Annotated in this window: 12 protein-coding genes; 6 read left to right on the top strand and 6 right to left on the bottom strand. The window is 70.7% G+C overall.

Features of this window, described 5'->3' with window-relative positions:
- Positions 1–191 precede the first annotated feature (191 nt).
- Positions 192–1,001 carry a PhzF family phenazine biosynthesis protein gene (locus IE239_RS36620; RefSeq protein ID WP_190153771.1) on the top strand — a complete coding sequence of 270 codons (810 nt, stop codon included), beginning with the start codon at positions 192–194 and terminating at the stop codon, positions 999–1,001.
- Positions 1,002–1,029: 28 nt separating this feature from the next.
- Here the strand turns inward: IE239_RS36620 and IE239_RS36615 are convergent, their stop codons facing one another.
- The gene (locus IE239_RS36615) at positions 1,030–1,776 is read right to left on the bottom strand and encodes a CPBP family intramembrane glutamic endopeptidase (RefSeq protein WP_190153790.1); all 747 of its coding nucleotides are present in this window, start codon (positions 1,774–1,776) and stop codon (positions 1,030–1,032) included.
- Positions 1,777–2,217: 441 nt separating this feature from the next.
- Entirely contained in the window at positions 2,218–3,735 is a 1,518-nt protein-coding gene (locus IE239_RS36610; RefSeq protein ID WP_190153770.1) for a glutamate-cysteine ligase family protein, read from the bottom strand.
- 564 nt (positions 3,736–4,299) lie between these two features.
- Between IE239_RS36610 and IE239_RS36605 the strand changes: the two genes are divergently transcribed.
- The 3 genes from IE239_RS36605 to IE239_RS36595 all read left to right on the top strand — a co-directional run bounded on the left by IE239_RS36605 (position 4,300) and on the right by IE239_RS36595 (position 6,778).
- Positions 4,300–4,890, top strand: coding sequence for a hypothetical protein (locus IE239_RS36605; RefSeq protein ID WP_190153769.1), 591 nt, complete (start codon positions 4,300–4,302; stop codon positions 4,888–4,890).
- Between the two features lie 433 nt (positions 4,891–5,323).
- Positions 5,324–5,512: a DUF5999 family protein gene (locus tag IE239_RS36600; RefSeq protein ID WP_057580598.1), complete on the top strand. Its 189-nt coding sequence runs from the start codon at positions 5,324–5,326 to the stop codon at positions 5,510–5,512.
- A 225-nt stretch (positions 5,513–5,737) separates the two neighbouring features.
- Positions 5,738–6,778, top strand: coding sequence for a LacI family DNA-binding transcriptional regulator (locus tag IE239_RS36595; RefSeq protein WP_190153768.1), 1,041 nt, complete (start codon positions 5,738–5,740; stop codon positions 6,776–6,778).
- Here IE239_RS36595 and IE239_RS36590 read toward each other — a convergent pair.
- The 4 genes from IE239_RS36590 to IE239_RS36575 form a co-directional block, all read right to left on the bottom strand.
- A complete protein-coding gene (locus IE239_RS36590) occupies positions 6,771–7,844 on the bottom strand; it encodes an endo-1,4-beta-xylanase (RefSeq protein ID WP_190153767.1) in 1,074 nt (357 codons plus the stop codon). The genes IE239_RS36595 and IE239_RS36590 overlap by 8 nt on opposite strands.
- 53 nt (positions 7,845–7,897) lie before the next feature.
- Entirely contained in the window at positions 7,898–8,662 is a 765-nt protein-coding gene (locus IE239_RS36585) for a carbohydrate ABC transporter permease (RefSeq protein WP_229878609.1), read from the bottom strand.
- A 134-nt stretch (positions 8,663–8,796) separates the two neighbouring features.
- Entirely contained in the window at positions 8,797–9,795 is a 999-nt protein-coding gene (locus tag IE239_RS36580) for a carbohydrate ABC transporter permease (protein ID WP_190153766.1), read from the bottom strand.
- A 6-nt stretch (positions 9,796–9,801) separates the two neighbouring features.
- A complete protein-coding gene (locus IE239_RS36575; RefSeq protein WP_190153765.1) occupies positions 9,802–11,094 on the bottom strand; it encodes an extracellular solute-binding protein in 1,293 nt (430 codons plus the stop codon).
- 418 nt (positions 11,095–11,512) lie between these two features.
- Between IE239_RS36575 and IE239_RS36570 the strand changes: the two genes are divergently transcribed.
- Positions 11,513–13,477 carry an APC family permease gene (locus IE239_RS36570; protein ID WP_190153764.1) on the top strand — a complete coding sequence of 655 codons (1,965 nt, stop codon included), beginning with the start codon at positions 11,513–11,515 and terminating at the stop codon, positions 13,475–13,477.
- A 356-nt stretch (positions 13,478–13,833) separates the two neighbouring features.
- Positions 13,834–14,256 carry a TOBE domain-containing protein gene (locus IE239_RS36565; protein ID WP_190153763.1) on the top strand — a complete coding sequence of 141 codons (423 nt, stop codon included), beginning with the start codon at positions 13,834–13,836 and terminating at the stop codon, positions 14,254–14,256.
- The last annotated feature ends 71 nt before the right edge of the window (positions 14,257–14,327 follow it).

Genomic DNA, 14,327 nt, shown 5'->3' with positions numbered 1-14,327 from the left:
GTCCTGAGGTCATGGGTAGCGCTGCGCTCCTCCCCCAATATCCCAGCCTTCGGTCGGCGCCGCGCTGTGAGCGAGCCGCAGCGCGGGAGGAGCCCGGGGTGGACCGCCGGCTCGGGCCGTCGGCGGAATCAGGGCCAGGACTCGCGGATTGGCCTTGGCCGACGGTCGCGCCGGCCCCTAGCGTCGGCGGCATGCGGATTCATGTCGTCGACGCCTTCACCGACCGCCCGTTCGCCGGCAACCCGGCCGGAGTCCTGCTCCTGGACGCCTTCCCGGACGACGGCCGGCTGCAGAACGTGGCCCTGGAGGTCAACCACGCCGAGACGGCGTTCGCCCGCCCGCTTCCCGAGGGCGGCGAGGCGGACTGGGAGCTGCGCTGGTTCACACCGGTCGCCGAGGTCGCGATGTGCGGCCACGCCACGCTCGCCGCGGCCCATGTCCTGCGCACGACCGGCGCGCACGAGGGGCCGGTGCGCTTCGCCACCCGCAGCGGCGTCCTGGTCGCCACGCCCGCCGAGGACGGCTCGATCACCCTGGACTTCCCGACCGCCCGGCTGACGCCGGCCGAGATCCCGGCCGGCGTCGCCGAGGCCCTGGGCGCGGAGCCGCTGGCCTGCTTCGACACCGGCCCGCAGGTCGGCAACCTGCTGATCGAGGTCGCCGACGAGAAGACCGTCCACGCGCTGCGACCCCATCACAAGGCTCTGGCCGCCTCCTCCAGCCGCGGCGTCATCGCCACCGCCCGTGCCGAGAACCCGGACCTGGGGTACGACTTCGTCTCCCGGTGCTTCTTCCCCAACATCGGCATCGACGAGGACCCGGTGACGGGCGGCGCCCACACCGCGCTCGCCCCCTTCTGGTCCGAGCGGCTGGGCCGCACCGACCTCACGGGCCTGCAGGCCTCCTCCCGCTCCGGCCGCGTCCGCACCGCACTGCGCGGCGACCGCACGCTGTTGACCGGCCGCGCGATCACGGTCATCGAGGGGGAACTGCTCGCCTGATGACGCCGCCGGGGCGAAGGGGGGCGGCTCACGCCGTCGGGAGCCACCCCACCTTCCCCGCGAGCAGCGCGTATCCGACGAACGCGCCGATGTCGAGCAGGGAGTGCGCCACCACGAGGGGGCCCACCCGTCCCCAGCGCCGGTAGAGGCAGACGAAGACGACGCCCATCACCATGTTGCCGATGAATCCGCCGACGCCCTGATAGAGGTGGTACGAACCGCGCAGCACGGCGCTGGCCATGAGCGCGGTGCCCGGCGTCCAGCCCAGCCCACCGAGCCGGCGCAGCAGATAGCCGACGACGATGACCTCTTCGAGGATCGCGTTCTGCAGCGCGGACATGATCAGGACCGGGTACTTCCACCAGACGTCCGGGAGGGCCTCCGGCACCACCGTGAGATTGAAGCCGAGGCCGCGCGCCGCCAGGTAGAAGGCGATGCCGGTGCTGCCGATCACCGCCGCGATCGCCGCGCCGCGGCCGAGGTCCGTCCAGGGCCGGGTGCGGTCGAAGCCCAGCGTCCGCAGCCCGCGCCCGTCGCGCTCGCGCAGCAGGAAGTGCGCGACGAGGGCGACCGGCACGAGCGCCGTGGCGATGCCGAAGAGCTGCCATGCGAGATCGAGCCAGGGACGGCCCGGTGCGGCGGAGGCGTTGAGGGTCGCCGCCTGGTCCTTCAGTCCTCCCGGCTTGGTGACGGATCCGACGAAACTGATCAGTGCGGACACACCGCTCGCGCCGAGCGAAAGCGCCAGGACGAGCAGCGTCTCGTCCCGGAGCATCCGTCGCGAAAGCCCGTCCCACGAAGAGGAATCGGCCACCTGTTCCGCCTTCACCTGCGCACCTGCCTTCAGTTGCGTGAACGCACCGCATCCCCGCCGTCCCTGCCTCGCCAGGGTCTCGGAAGAAGCGGCGGCATCCATGCGTGACAGGCCGCCGGGGGACGGGCACCGTACGGGGCGTGTCTCCCCTTCGCGTGCCGTACGGCGGGGATCCGCCCACGGACGCCGACAGGGGGCAGCACCGTCATGAGACGTCACAGCTTGCCCGATCCGTACGCGGCGGTCGGCGGCGGCCCCCCTTCCTCGCTCCCGCCGCCACGCCGTGGCCGTCGCGGCCGTCTCAGCCCGGGGCGTGCACCGGAGGCGGCCGACCGCACTGGTCCTGTCAGGCCGGGACGGGCCCGCGGGCCGTCCCGCGGGCGTCCCGCCGTGGCACCGGCCTCACCCCAGGGCGGCCGGCTCGGGCGAGCCCACCGGCCAGGTGTGCACGGGCTCTCCCTGGTGCATCAGCTCCGCGTACCGTCGCGTGGTGGCCGCCAGCGCCGCGTCGCGCGACAGCCCCGCCTCCAGCGCCCGGTGGAACGTCGCCACCTGCCAGGTCGCCCCGTTGGCCCGCCGCCGGCAGCGCTCGTCGATGACCCCCAGATACAGATCGCGGTCGGCGGGCTCCACGCCCCATGCGTCCAGTCCCGCCTCGGCCAGCGGCAGCAGCTCGTCCCGGACGAGACTCACCGCGTCCACCTCGACCAGGCCGCCCAGGCGCCCCCGCCGGGGCCACTGCAGCCGCGCGTCGATCCCGTCCCGGCAGGCCGCCTCGAAGTTGGCGGCGGCCGTCTCGAACGGCAGCCTGGACCAGACCGGCCGCGACTCCTCGGCCAGCGACCGCACGAGTCCGTAGTAGAAGGCCGCGTTGGCGATCACATCGGTCACAGTCGGCCCGGCGGGCAGGACCCGGTTCTCCACCCGCAGGTGCGGAACGCCGTCGGCGATGCCGTAGACGGGCCGGTTCCAGCGGTAGACCGTGCCGTTGTGCAGCACGAGTTCGGCGAGCGAGGGCACCCCGCCCGCGTCCAGGACCTCCAGCGGGTCCTCCTCGTCGCAGATCGGCAGCAGCGGCGGGAAGTAGCGCAGGTTCTCCTCGAACAGCTCGTGGGCCGAGCTGATCCACCGCTCCCCGAACCACGTCCGCGGCCGCACGCCCTGCGCCTGGAGCTCGGGCGGCCGGGTGTCGGTGGCCTGCTGGAACAGCGGGGGGCGCGACTCCCGCCACAGCTCGTGGCCGAACAGGAAGGGCGAGTTGGCGCCGACGGCGATCTGCGCGGCGGTGACCGCCTGCGCGGCGTTCCACACCGCGGGAAAGCGGGCCGGCGTGACCTGGAGGTGCAGTTGGACGGAGGTGCAGGCCGCCTCGGGCACGATCGACTTCGAGGTGCACGACAGGCGCTCGACCCCGTCGATCTCCAGGGTGAAGTCCTCGCCGCGCGCCGCCACGATCTGGTCGTTGAGCAGGGTGTAGCGGTCGACGTCGGAAAGGTTGGTGGACACCAGGTCGTCCCGGTCGAGCGTCGGCAGAATACCGATCATCACGATTCCGGCGTCGACCTCGCCCGCCTTTCGATGGGCATATGCCAGCGACGTGCTGATTTCCTCCGCGAGTCTGTCGAATACTCGGCCGCCCAATCGGTGTGGGGCTATGTTGACTTCCAGGTTGAACATGGCGAGTTCTGTCTGGAAATCGCGACTCGCGATCCTCTCCAGCACCTCGCCATTCAACATTTTCGGCTGACCGTCGGCACCCGCGAGATTCAGTTCGATCTCAAGACCCATGAGGTTCTTGGGGCGGTCGAAGCGCTTCTGGGCCAGGAGCCGCTCGAGCCCCGTCAGACACCGTCGGAGCTTGTCCCGGTAGTACTGACGATCGGACAGGTCGAATGCGCCTGCCACGACCTTCTCGCCCATCGAAGCGTCCCTCCTCGTGCGGCGGCCCGTCTCCCCCGGCCGCCGGGCGTCCCTGACAGGAATGATGATGCCCAGCCCGGCGGATCGATAACGTCCCCGGCCGCCCACGGCACCCGCTACGCTGACCGAAAGCCGCCCGCGGCGTTCCGTTGGCACATTCACCGGGCATGCGGCACGAGCCCTTTCACGAATCAAGGTCTCGTGAAAAACGCCGACGAGAATGGGCCGACCGTTGCGCGCGCATAACCCGAGGTCATCACGGCGCGACCCCCTGTGAATCGGGATGATTCACACGTATCGCCGACCGAATGAACCCTTGCCGGGTATCTGCGGATCGACTAGTCGAAACACAGCCTGAACACATGTCGTATAAACTCTGCGAACAAGGCAGAGAAGGTTGGCACCCACGGTCGAAGGAGCCTGTCGTCGAAGTGACGGCAGGCCGCTCGCGCACCCGAGCACGCAGACCCGGCCCCCGCCTCTCCGACCTCCGAGAGCTAGCTGACAGCGCCGTCCGCCCCCGCCCTCGCGCCACCGTGCCTGTCGAATGAGAGGCGACCCACCATGCCTTTGCATGTCCCCCCGGCTCCCGCGCCCGCCCTGCGCTCCGTCCTCACGGCACTCGGTTCCCCCACCGCAGTCCGTGAGGTCCATACGCCCGCCCTGCGCACCGCCCAGCAGGAAGCCGTCGCTGACCATCCGCTGCCCCTGCACGTCCTGGACGCCGTCAGCCCGGAAGGCGTGGCCGAGACCCGGCTGGCCGGCTGGCGTTTCCTGATCCGCTGCGACGAGCGCGCCGTGGCCGCGGCCGAGACCCGGCTCACTCCCGACGGCTGGACGTTCTCGCACTTCTTCGAGGGCCCCTACATCGCCTCCACCGAACGGGCCCTGCGTCAGGCCGAGTCGGCGGCCCAGCCGTACCAGGCGCGCCTGCTGTCGGTGCCCGGCCTCTACATGCTGACGCTCTGGCTGCACGGTGACTGCGCCTCGGACGGCACCACAGGACACCCCGATCCGGCGGATCTGCTGGTACCGCTCGCCCCGGCGCCGCCCGGGATCGCCGCCCACCGTCCGCACCGGGTCGCCGAACTGCTCCCGGTGCTGACCCACCGGGTGACCCCGGCGCCTCCGCCGCTCCTCGGCTCGCCCGCCTGAACCGTTCGATCCGCCGACCGGACCGGTCCACTCGATCCGGCCGGCCGGGTCGGTCCGGCCGGTCCGGTCAGTGGGACCGGTCCGGATCCCGTACCCCGTCGCCGCGGCCCCGGCGGCGGGGTACGGCGGTGCGGGCGGACGCCCACCCGCGCGGGACCGTCCGACGGACCGGGTGGACTAGCCCCATCCGGCCACCGGAAACCACCCGAAATGACAGTGCGGTGGCGATGAACCGCCCGCGTGGGTGACGCGTCATGAACCTGTGAGAAGCGGTGCCGCGAAATCCCTGCGGAACGACCTCCGTAGGGCAACACTGGGTTCCGACGACTTATCACAACGGGGGGCGGCCATGAACGACGCTTCAAGCCGCGGGACAGACACGACCGACACGCCAACCACCTCACCCATCACGCCAGAGCGGAAGTTCCCATCCATGTGCCAGCACCAGCCGCCGTGCCCGACAGCGACCTCAGCCGACCGGGAGTCCGCCCGTCTTGTGGCGCACCACCCGGAACAGGGCTGGAGCCTGCTGTGCAACGGCGTCCTGCTCTTCGAGGACACCGGTGAGCTCCTGCCGGACGGCCGGGTCATCGCCCCCCACCGGGTCGTGACCGCCGCCTAGAGCCTGCCCGGACGGCGCGGGACCGCCGTCCGGAGACCTGTGGGGCCGGCCGCGGACGCTTCCGCGCACCGGCCCCGACGCGTGTCCGGAACCGTTCACTCCCCGTAGTCCCCCGACTCCGGGACGACGCGCACCCCCGGATGTCTTCCCACGGCGGCACACCTTCCGGAAGACTCCTGGAAGTTTCGGCGCGGCGCCCGGAACGGGGCGACGGAGGTGGGGGAAGTGACGACACAGGACAGGGCGCCCGCGTCCGAGGGCAGAGTCACGATCACGGAGATCGCCCGCCGGGCCGGCGTCTCCGTGCCGACCGTGTCACGGGTGGTCAACGGCCGCTCCGACGTCTCCCCGCAGACCCGGGCCAGAGTCGAGGACCTGCTGCGCCTGCACGGCTACCGCAAGCGTCCCGCCGCCGCCCCGGCCCGCCCCCTGCTGCTCGACCTGGTCTTCAACGATCTCGACAGCCCCTGGGCGGTGGAGATCATCCGTGGCGTCGAGGAGGTCGCCCACGCGGCCGGCGCGGGCACGGTGGTCTCGGCGATCCACGGCCGCTCGGGCGACGCCCGCGAGTGGATGCGCAATCTGCGCTCCCGCGCCTCCGACGGCGCCGTCCTCGTCACCTCGGCGCTGGAACCCACCCTGCACGAGCAGTTGCGCATCCTGGGCGTCCCGCTGGTCGTCGTCGACCCGACGGGATCCCCGGCCGACGACACCCCGACCATCGGCGCGGCCAACTGGTCCGGTGGCCTCGCGGCCACCGAACACCTGCTGTCGCTGGGTCATCGCCGGATCGGCATGATCGCGGGGCCGCCCAGACTGCTGTGCTCCCGGGCCCGCTTCGACGGTTACCGCGCGGCCCTGGAGGCGGCCGGCCTCGCGGTCGACGAAAGCCTCGTCGTCCCCGGCGACTTCCGCCCCGAGTCGGGCTTCACCGGCTGCTCCGCCCTGCTCGGCCTCCCCGAACCGCCCACCGCCGTGTTCGCGGCGAGCGACCAGATGGCGCTCGGCGCGATCGAGGCGCTGCGCCGGCGCGGCCTGCGGACGCCGGAGGACATGAGCGTGGTCGGGTTCGACGACCTGCCGGAAGTGCGCTGGTCGGCCCCGCCGTTGACCACCGTGCGCCAGCCTCTGGCCGACATGGGCAAGCTCGCCGCCCGCACGGTCCTCGGCCTGGCCCGCGGCGAGCGCCCGGACTCGCCGCGGGTGGAACTGGGCACGGAGCTGGTGGTGCGGTCGAGCACCGCGCCGCCGCGCGGTCCTAGCTGAGCGCCTCCCGGATCGCCCGGTAGGCGGGCTTGGGCGCCAGCTGCTCGTCCCAGGGCAGCGCGGCTCCCTCACCGGGGAACACCGCCGGAATCCAGGAGTATTTGTCGGTGAAATCCCAGATGGTGACGCCGACGCAGCGCCGCACCGCGAGGCACGCCGCGGTCAGATCCCGGTACCAGTCGGCCTGCTGGGCCAGCTTCTCGTCGGTCGCGGGCAGCAGCATCCGTACGTCGACCTCGGTGAGCGCGGTGTCCAGGCCGAGCCGGGCGAAACGGCGGAGATTGTCCTGCAGGGTCGTCGGATAGCCGTACTGCAGGGCCAGATGGGCCTGCAGACCGATGCCGTCGAGGGGGACGTGCCGGGCCTTCAGCTCCTTGGCCAGGGCGTAGTAGGCGTCGCTCTTCGGGCCGACGGCCTCGATGTTGTAGTCGTTGAGGTAGAGCTTCGCCCTCGGGTCGGCCTCGTGGGCCCATCGCAGGGCGTCGGCGATGTAGCCGGGCCCGAGGGTCCTGTAGAACACGGTGTCCCGGTAGGTACCGTCCTCGTTGAAGGCCTCGTTGACGACGTCCCAGGAGTAGACCTTGCCCCGATAGTGGCGCACCTCCGTCTGGATGTGCTTCTTCAGGACGGCGCGCAGCTCGTCGGCCGTCCACTCCCTGCCGGTGAGCCAGTCGGGCAGCTGACTGTGCCAGACGAGGGTGTGGGCGCGGACCCTCTGGTGGTGGCCGCGCGCGAGATCGACGATCTCGTCGCCCGCCGTCCAGTCGAAGACGCCCTGCTGCGGCTCGGTGGCGTACCACTTCATCCCGTTGCCGGGGGTGATCATGTCGAACTCGCGGCCGAGGATCTTCGTGTAGGCGGCGTCGGTGAGTTCGGGGTTGTCCGTGGCGCTGCCGAAGTACCGGCCGTGGCGCTGAGCGAGGTCGGCGAGGGTGGTCCGCGGTGTTGCGTGCCCCGGACGCTCGTGCGCCTGGGCGGCCGGCCCGGAGACGATCCCGGCCGCGACGAGGACGGCGGCGAGGGCTCCGGCGAGTCTGAGCCGTGTGCGGGCGGCGGTGCTGGGCATGGTGCGACTCCTCACGTCGGGTGGATGTGCGCCGTACGGTCCGCGGGCGCGCGTCACCCCTTGGTGGCGCCGGCGGCGAGACCGCCGACGAGCTGGCGCTCGGCGACGGAGTAGAACGCCAGGGCGGGGACCATGGCGAGGACGAGGTAGGCGAACACGCGGGCGTACTCGGCGGAGTACTGGCCCTGGAACTGCTGCACGCCGATCGGGACGGTCCACCAGGTGGGCTCGTTGAAGACCAGCAGCGGCAGGAGGAAGTTGTTCCAGCTGCCGACGACGGCGAGCACGGACACCGTGCCCAGGGCCGGCCTCGCCATGGGCAGCAGGATGCGCCAGAAGAAGCCGAGGGGCCCGCAGCCGTCCAGGGTGGCCGCCTCCTCCAGCTCGGCGGGGATCTCGCGGAAGAAGCCACGCAGGATGACGATGGTCACCGGCAGTCCGAACGCCGCCTGCGGCAGGATCACGCCGAGCGGGTTGTCCAGCAGCCCGATGGAGCGCAGCAGCAGGAACAGGGGCAGCGCCGCCACCGCGAAGGGGAACATCAGCCCCATCGTGAACAGGGTGAACAGCACCTCCCGGCCGCGGAAGGCGAACCGGGCGAAGGAGAACGCGGCGAGCGCGGACACCGCGACGACCACCACGGTCGTCCCCACCGCGATCAGGGTGCTGCTGCCGACCAGCTGCCAGAACGAGCCGGAGCCCAGGATGTCGGTGTAGTTGGAGGGCACCCAGGGGTCGGGCAGGCCGATCGGGTTGCGGGAGAGCTGGTCGGTGGACTTGAAGCCGGACAGCACGGCGTAGACGAGCGGCACGGCCATGACCGCGCCGGCGATCCCGAGCAGCAGGTGCAGCGGAAGGGTGCGCCCGGCCCGGCTCCTCCCACGGGCGCCCCGGTCGCTCCGGCGGGGGCCCCGCTCGGTCCCGCGGAGGGCGGGGCCGCTCTTGACGACGCTCACGAGCCGCCTCCTCGCATGGTCGTGGTGGCGCCCTGGAGGTCGCGACGGAGCACGAACCGCTGGTAGGCGAGGGCGAAGACGAGACAGATGCCGAACATGACCACGCTGATCGCGCTGGCGTAGCCGACCTGGTAGCGCTTGAAGCCGTACTGGAACATGGTCACGGCCATGGTCTCGGAGTGGTGGTCGGGTCCGCCCGCGGTGATCACCCACACCAGGTCGAAGAGCTGGATCGCGCCGATGACGGACAGGAACACGCTGATGCGCAGGGTCGGCGCGAGCAACGGCAGGGTGACGTTGCGGAAGCGCTGCCAGGGACCCGCTCCGTCGATCAGCGCCGCCTCGGTCAACTCGGCCGGGATGGACTGGAGTCCGGCCAGGTAGAGCATCATATGGAAGCCGAAGTACTTCCACGACATGACCAGGAAGAGGGTCGCCATCACGGTGGACGGGTCGGCGAACCACTGCCCGCCCACGCCGTCCAGGCCGATCGCTCCCAGCACATGATCGGCGAGCCCGTCGTCCGGGGCGAAGATCATGCTGAACAGCACGCCGGTGATGGCCTCGGAGAGGATGTACGGCGCGAAGAACAGCATCCGGTACACGGCGCGGCCGCGGATGCGCTGGTTGAGCGCGACGGCCAGGGCGAGCGCGAACGGCAGTTGCAGGGCGAGCGAGAGGCCCACCAGGAGCAGGCAGCGCCACAGGTCGCCCAGGAACACCGGGTCCTGGAGGAGACGGGTGAAGTTGTCGCCGCCGACGAAGTCCTCGGGCATGCCGAAGCCGCCCCAGCGGAAGAACGCGGCGTAGAGCGCGAACAGCATCGGCAGCAGCACGAGCGTGCCGAACAGCACCAGCGCGGGCGTCTGGAACGCGACGGCGGTGAGCCAGTGCAGCGCCCGCCGCCGCGCCCGTTCCCGGCCCGCGCCGGCGACGGGAAGCGGAGGCGTGATGTCCGGACCGCTGCGCTTGTCCGGGAGGAAGGTGGAGGTCATCGCAGGCTACTGCTCTTCCTTCGCGACCTTGGTGATCGACTGGGCGACCTGCTGGGGCGACTTCGAGCCGGCTATCAGAGCGGCGACGCTGTCGTTGACCTCCTGGCCGAGGGCGGGCGCGTACGCCTGGTCCAGGTAGAGCTGGAAACCGGTGGAGCCCTTCAACTGCGCCTGCACGGCCTTGATGTTGGGGTCGGTGAGGGCGCTCTCCGCGGCCGGGACCACGGGCAGCACGCCGGTCTTCTTGACCAGGGTGATGTCCGTGGCGGCGGAGGCGAAGAACTTCAGGAAGTCGACGGCCGCCTGCGGGGCGCCCTTGCGCAGCGCGTGGCCGCCTCCTCCGCCGAACACCTCGGTGATCACGCCCTTGCCGCCGTCGACCGCCGGGAACGGGAAGAAGCCGAGGTTCGCGCCGAGCCCCTTGCCCGCGTCGGCCTCCACGACCGGGGCCCACTGGCCCATGAGTTCCATCGCCGCCTTGCCGTTGCCGACGGCGGCGGCCTGGCCGGTGGGGCTGGAGTAGGCGGCGCCGAGGTAGCCCTTCTGGAACGGCTGCAGGTCGACGAGGTCCTGCAGGTGCTGTCCGGCCTGGACGAACCCGTCCCCGCTGAAGTCCTTGGCGTCCCCCGCCTTGCGCAGCGCGTCGACGCCAGCGGTGCGCATCGCGAGATACGCCCAGTAGTACATGCCCGGCCACTTCTCCTTGCCGGCCAGGGCGAGCGGGGTGATCCCGGCCGCCTTCAGCTTGCGCACGGCGTCGAGGAAGCCGCTCCAGGTGGTGGGGGGCCCGGCGACGCCGGCCTGCTTGAAGAGCGCCTTGTTGTACCAGAAGCCGATCATTCCGATGTCGAACGGGATGCCGTACGCCTTGTCGTCGATCAGGTAAGGCTGCCGGGCCACCTTCAGCAGGTCCTCGCCCCAGTCCTTCGTCCGGTCGGTGAGGTCCTCGACGAGTCCGGCGTCGACCTGCTGCCGCAGGACACCGCCGCCCCAGGTGTGGAAGATGTCAGGGAGCTTGCCGGAGGCGGTCAGCGCCGTCATCTTCGATTTGTAGGCGTCGTTCTCCAACTGAACGATCTTCACCTTGACCTTGGGGTTCTGCGCCTCGAACTGCTTGGCCAGCGCTGCCCAGACGTCCTTCGCCGGCTGAGTGGTGGAGATGTTCCACCACTCGATGGTGGTCGTCCCCGACGACCCTCCGTCCGAGTCGCCGCCGCAGGCGCTCAGTGCCGTCATGCTGAGACCGGCCGCGGCGGAGGCCGCCAGGAATCCGCGGCGGGAGAGTGCCGGGTCGCCCATCATGCGCTCCTTGGTAGATCGAAAGTTTCGAACCAGATCCAGAAAGGTTCGCTGCTGCCGCACCCTAGAGACACCGTCCGACGGGTGGCAACCCCTTGAACACAGGCAATCCGGGGGTCACTTGAGAGAAGAGCGTCAGGCGCGGACCTTGACCTCGTCGAAACATTCGTATTCATCGGCGAACATTACGGAGTCGGACGACGGAGACGGCCTCACTGGCTGGATCGGCTCCCCCGCGTGACGTGACGCTGAGTGTTCCGGTCACGGCCTCCGATGGGCCCGCGACCAGTCTTAACGGAAGCTTGATGCCCTCCGGACCCCCGTTCGCAGGCCCGGGAGTGACTCTCCGCTTACGCTGATGCCGCCGTCCGCGTGATGGCCGAAACCACACGCCGAGCCGCACCCCTGGAGCATGTCGATGACCGCCACCGAACACCCTCCGCCCGGCCGTCTGCGCGCCTGGATGCTGGAGGGCCTCGCCGACATGGGCAAGGGCCACGGCCCCCAGGAGCCGGCCACCGGGTCCGAGGCGCGACCCGGGCCCGAGCGCGAGGGACAGCGCTGGTACCGGGTCATGTGCCTGACGGGCGTCGACTACTTCTCGACCCTCGGATACCAGCCGGGCATCGCCGCCCTCGCGGCCGGCCTGCTCTCGCCCGTGGCCACCGTCGTGCTGGTGATCGTCACCCTGGCGGGCGCACTGCCCGTCTACCGGCGGGTGGCCGAGGAGAGCCCGCACGGCGAGGGCTCGATCGCGATGCTGGAACGGCTGCTGTCCTTCTGGAAGGGCAAGCTGTTCGTGCTGACCCTGCTGGGCTTCGCCGCCACCGACTTCCTGATCACCATCACCCTGTCCGCGGCCGACGCCTCGACCCACCTCGTCGAGAACCCGCATCTGACGAGCACGCTGCAGGGCCAGAAGATGATCATCACCCTGCTGCTGGTGGCCCTGCTCGGCGCGGTCTTCCTCAAGGGCTTCCTGGAAGCCATCGGCGTCGCCGTCGCCCTGGTGGCCGTCTACCTCGGCCTGAACGTCGTGGTCGTACTGGTCGGCCTGTGGCACGTGCTCACCGCGGGCCATGTGGTCACCGACTGGGCCGCCGCCCTCACCGCCGAACACGGCAACGCCTTCGCCATGATCGGCGTGTCCCTGCTGGTCTTCCCCAAGCTGGCGCTGGGCCTGTCCGGCTTCGAGACCGGCGTCGCGGTCATGCCCCACGTCCAGGGCGACCCGGCCGACACACAGGAGAACCCCAGGGGCCGCATCCGGGACACCAGGAAACTCCTCACGGCCGCGGCACTGATCATGAGCGTCTTCCTGATCGCCACCAGCTTCATCACCACCTGGCTGATCCCGGCCAAGGAGTTCGAGCCCGGCGGCAAAGCCAACGGACGCGCCCTCGCCTACCTCGCCCACGAGTACCTCGGCAACGCCTTCGGCACGGTGTACGACGCCTCGACGATCGCCATCCTCTGGTTCGCCGGCGCCTCCGCGATGGCCGGACTGCTCAACCTGATGCCCCGCTACCTCCCCCGCTACGGCATGGCCCCGCACTGGGCCCGCGCCGTCCGCCCGATGGTCCTCGTCTTCACCCTGATAGCCTTTCTGGTCACCTGGATCTTCGACGCCGACGTCGACGCCCAGGGCGGCGCCTACGCCACCGGCGTCCTGGTCCTGATGTCCTCCGCCGCGATCGCCGTGACCATCGCCGCCCGCCGGGCCGGGCAGCGGGGCGGGACGGCCGGCTTCGCCGTCGTCTCGGCGGTCCTGCTCTACGTCACCGTCGTGAACGTCATCGAGCGTCCCGACGGCGTGAAGATCGGCGCCTGCTTCATCGCCGGGATCATCCTCGTCTCGTTCCTCTCCCGGCTGGCCCGCGCCTTCGAGCTCCGTGTGACAGGCGTGACGCTGGACGACATGGCGGAACGTTTCATCCGGGACATGGCCAGCCGCAGGATACGGTTCATCGCCAACGAGCCCGACCGGCGCGACAAGGCCGAGTACCGCGACAAGATCGAGCAGATCCGCCAGGACAACGACATCCCCGGCGAGGACTTCGTCTTCGTCGAGGTCACCGTCATGGACCCGTCCGAGTTCGAGGCCGGCCTGACCGTGCGCGGGGAGATCCTGCACCAGCGCTACCGCGTCCTGACCCTGGAGTCCTCCTCCGTCCCCAACGCCCTGGCCGCACTCCTGCTGCACACCCGCGACACCACCGGCCGCATCCCGCACATCTACTTCGAGTGGACCGAGGGCAACCCCTTCGCCAACTTCCTGCGCTTCCTGCTCTTCGGCCAGGGAGAGGTCGCCCCGGTCACCCGGGAGGTCCTGCGCGAGGCGGAGCCCGACCGCACCCGCCGCCCCCGCGTGCACACGGGCTGACGCGCGCGGGCGGGCGACGCGCGTCCACCGCCGGTGAGCGGAACGCGGGGCACGGGGAACCGAGTGCGATACCCGGGGGCGATGCCCTGGACTCGATGCGCCGGGAACCGGGTGCGGGACTCGATGCGCCGGGGACCAGGTGCGGGGCGCGGAGCGGGAGACGCGGCACGCTGTGGTCTTCACTGACGGGCCCCGCCCGACACCTTGGGCCGCACCCGCTACCGACGCCGCCCCTGACGACCAGGCCGACGCCGGAGAAAAGTTGATAAAGCGACGAATGTACCGACGACGCCGTCACGGCGGCACATGAAGCCGCATACCGGACATATGACATCAAGAGCTCTACCGTGACGCTCATGACCCTCCTGAGCATCCGCAATCAGCTTCCCGGAACCGTGACCGCCGTCCAGACCGGCGAGGTGATGGCCACCGTCAGGATCCGCCTCGACGGGGGCCAGGACCTCATGGCTGCCATCACCCTGGAGGCCGCGCACCAGCTCGGCCTCACCGCGGGCACCGCCGTCCAGGCCCTGGTGAAGTCGACAGAGGTGTCCCTGGCCGCCGGTCAGGTCGCCGGGCTCTCGATCCGCAACCGGCTCCCCGGCACGATCACGGGCCTCACGATCGGCGACATCATGGCCTCGGTGAAAATCATCCTGGAGGGCGCCGAACTCACCTCAGTGATCACCAAGGAAGCGGCGACCGATCTGGGGCTCTTCGTGGGCTCCGACGTCGTGGCGCTGATCAAGGCCACCGAGGTGTCCGTGGCGACGGCGTAGAAGGCGCGGGACCGTGTCCCGCGAACAGCGCCGCCCGCCCGGCGAGCAGGAGCGCGCCCACCGGTCAGGGC

Origin of the sequence: Streptomyces humidus, assembly GCF_014649655.1 — a bacterium.
GTDB lineage: Bacteria > Actinomycetota > Actinomycetes > Streptomycetales > Streptomycetaceae > Streptomyces > Streptomyces humidus.
The sequence above is the reverse complement of the archived record's forward strand: the minus strand, read 5'-3'. Positions and strand labels throughout refer to the sequence as shown.

What these genes read in the sequence shown, in the direction of transcription:
- IE239_RS36620 (WP_190153771.1), top strand. Translation starts at nt 192, where the DNA reads ATGCGGATTCATGTCGTCGACGCCTTCACCGACCGCCCGTTCGCCGGC.
- IE239_RS36615 (WP_190153790.1), bottom strand. Translation starts at nt 1,776, where the DNA reads ATGCTCCGGGACGAGACGCTGCTCGTCCTGGCGCTTTCGCTCGGCGCG.
- IE239_RS36610 (WP_190153770.1), bottom strand. Translation starts at nt 3,735, where the DNA reads ATGGGCGAGAAGGTCGTGGCAGGCGCATTCGACCTGTCCGATCGTCAG.
- IE239_RS36605 (WP_190153769.1), top strand. Translation starts at nt 4,300, where the DNA reads ATGCCTTTGCATGTCCCCCCGGCTCCCGCGCCCGCCCTGCGCTCCGTC.
- IE239_RS36600 (WP_057580598.1), top strand. Translation starts at nt 5,324, where the DNA reads ATGTGCCAGCACCAGCCGCCGTGCCCGACAGCGACCTCAGCCGACCGG.
- IE239_RS36590 (WP_190153767.1), bottom strand. Translation starts at nt 7,844, where the DNA reads ATGCCCAGCACCGCCGCCCGCACACGGCTCAGACTCGCCGGAGCCCTC.
- IE239_RS36585 (WP_229878609.1), bottom strand. Translation starts at nt 8,662, where the DNA reads ATGGCCGTGCCGCTCGTCTACGCCGTGCTGTCCGGCTTCAAGTCCACC.
- IE239_RS36580 (WP_190153766.1), bottom strand. Translation starts at nt 9,795, where the DNA reads ATGACCTCCACCTTCCTCCCGGACAAGCGCAGCGGTCCGGACATCACG.
- IE239_RS36575 (WP_190153765.1), bottom strand. Translation starts at nt 11,094, where the DNA reads ATGGGCGACCCGGCACTCTCCCGCCGCGGATTCCTGGCGGCCTCCGCC.
- IE239_RS36570 (WP_190153764.1), top strand. Translation starts at nt 11,513, where the DNA reads ATGACCGCCACCGAACACCCTCCGCCCGGCCGTCTGCGCGCCTGGATG.
- IE239_RS36565 (WP_190153763.1), top strand. Translation starts at nt 13,834, where the DNA reads ATGACCCTCCTGAGCATCCGCAATCAGCTTCCCGGAACCGTGACCGCC.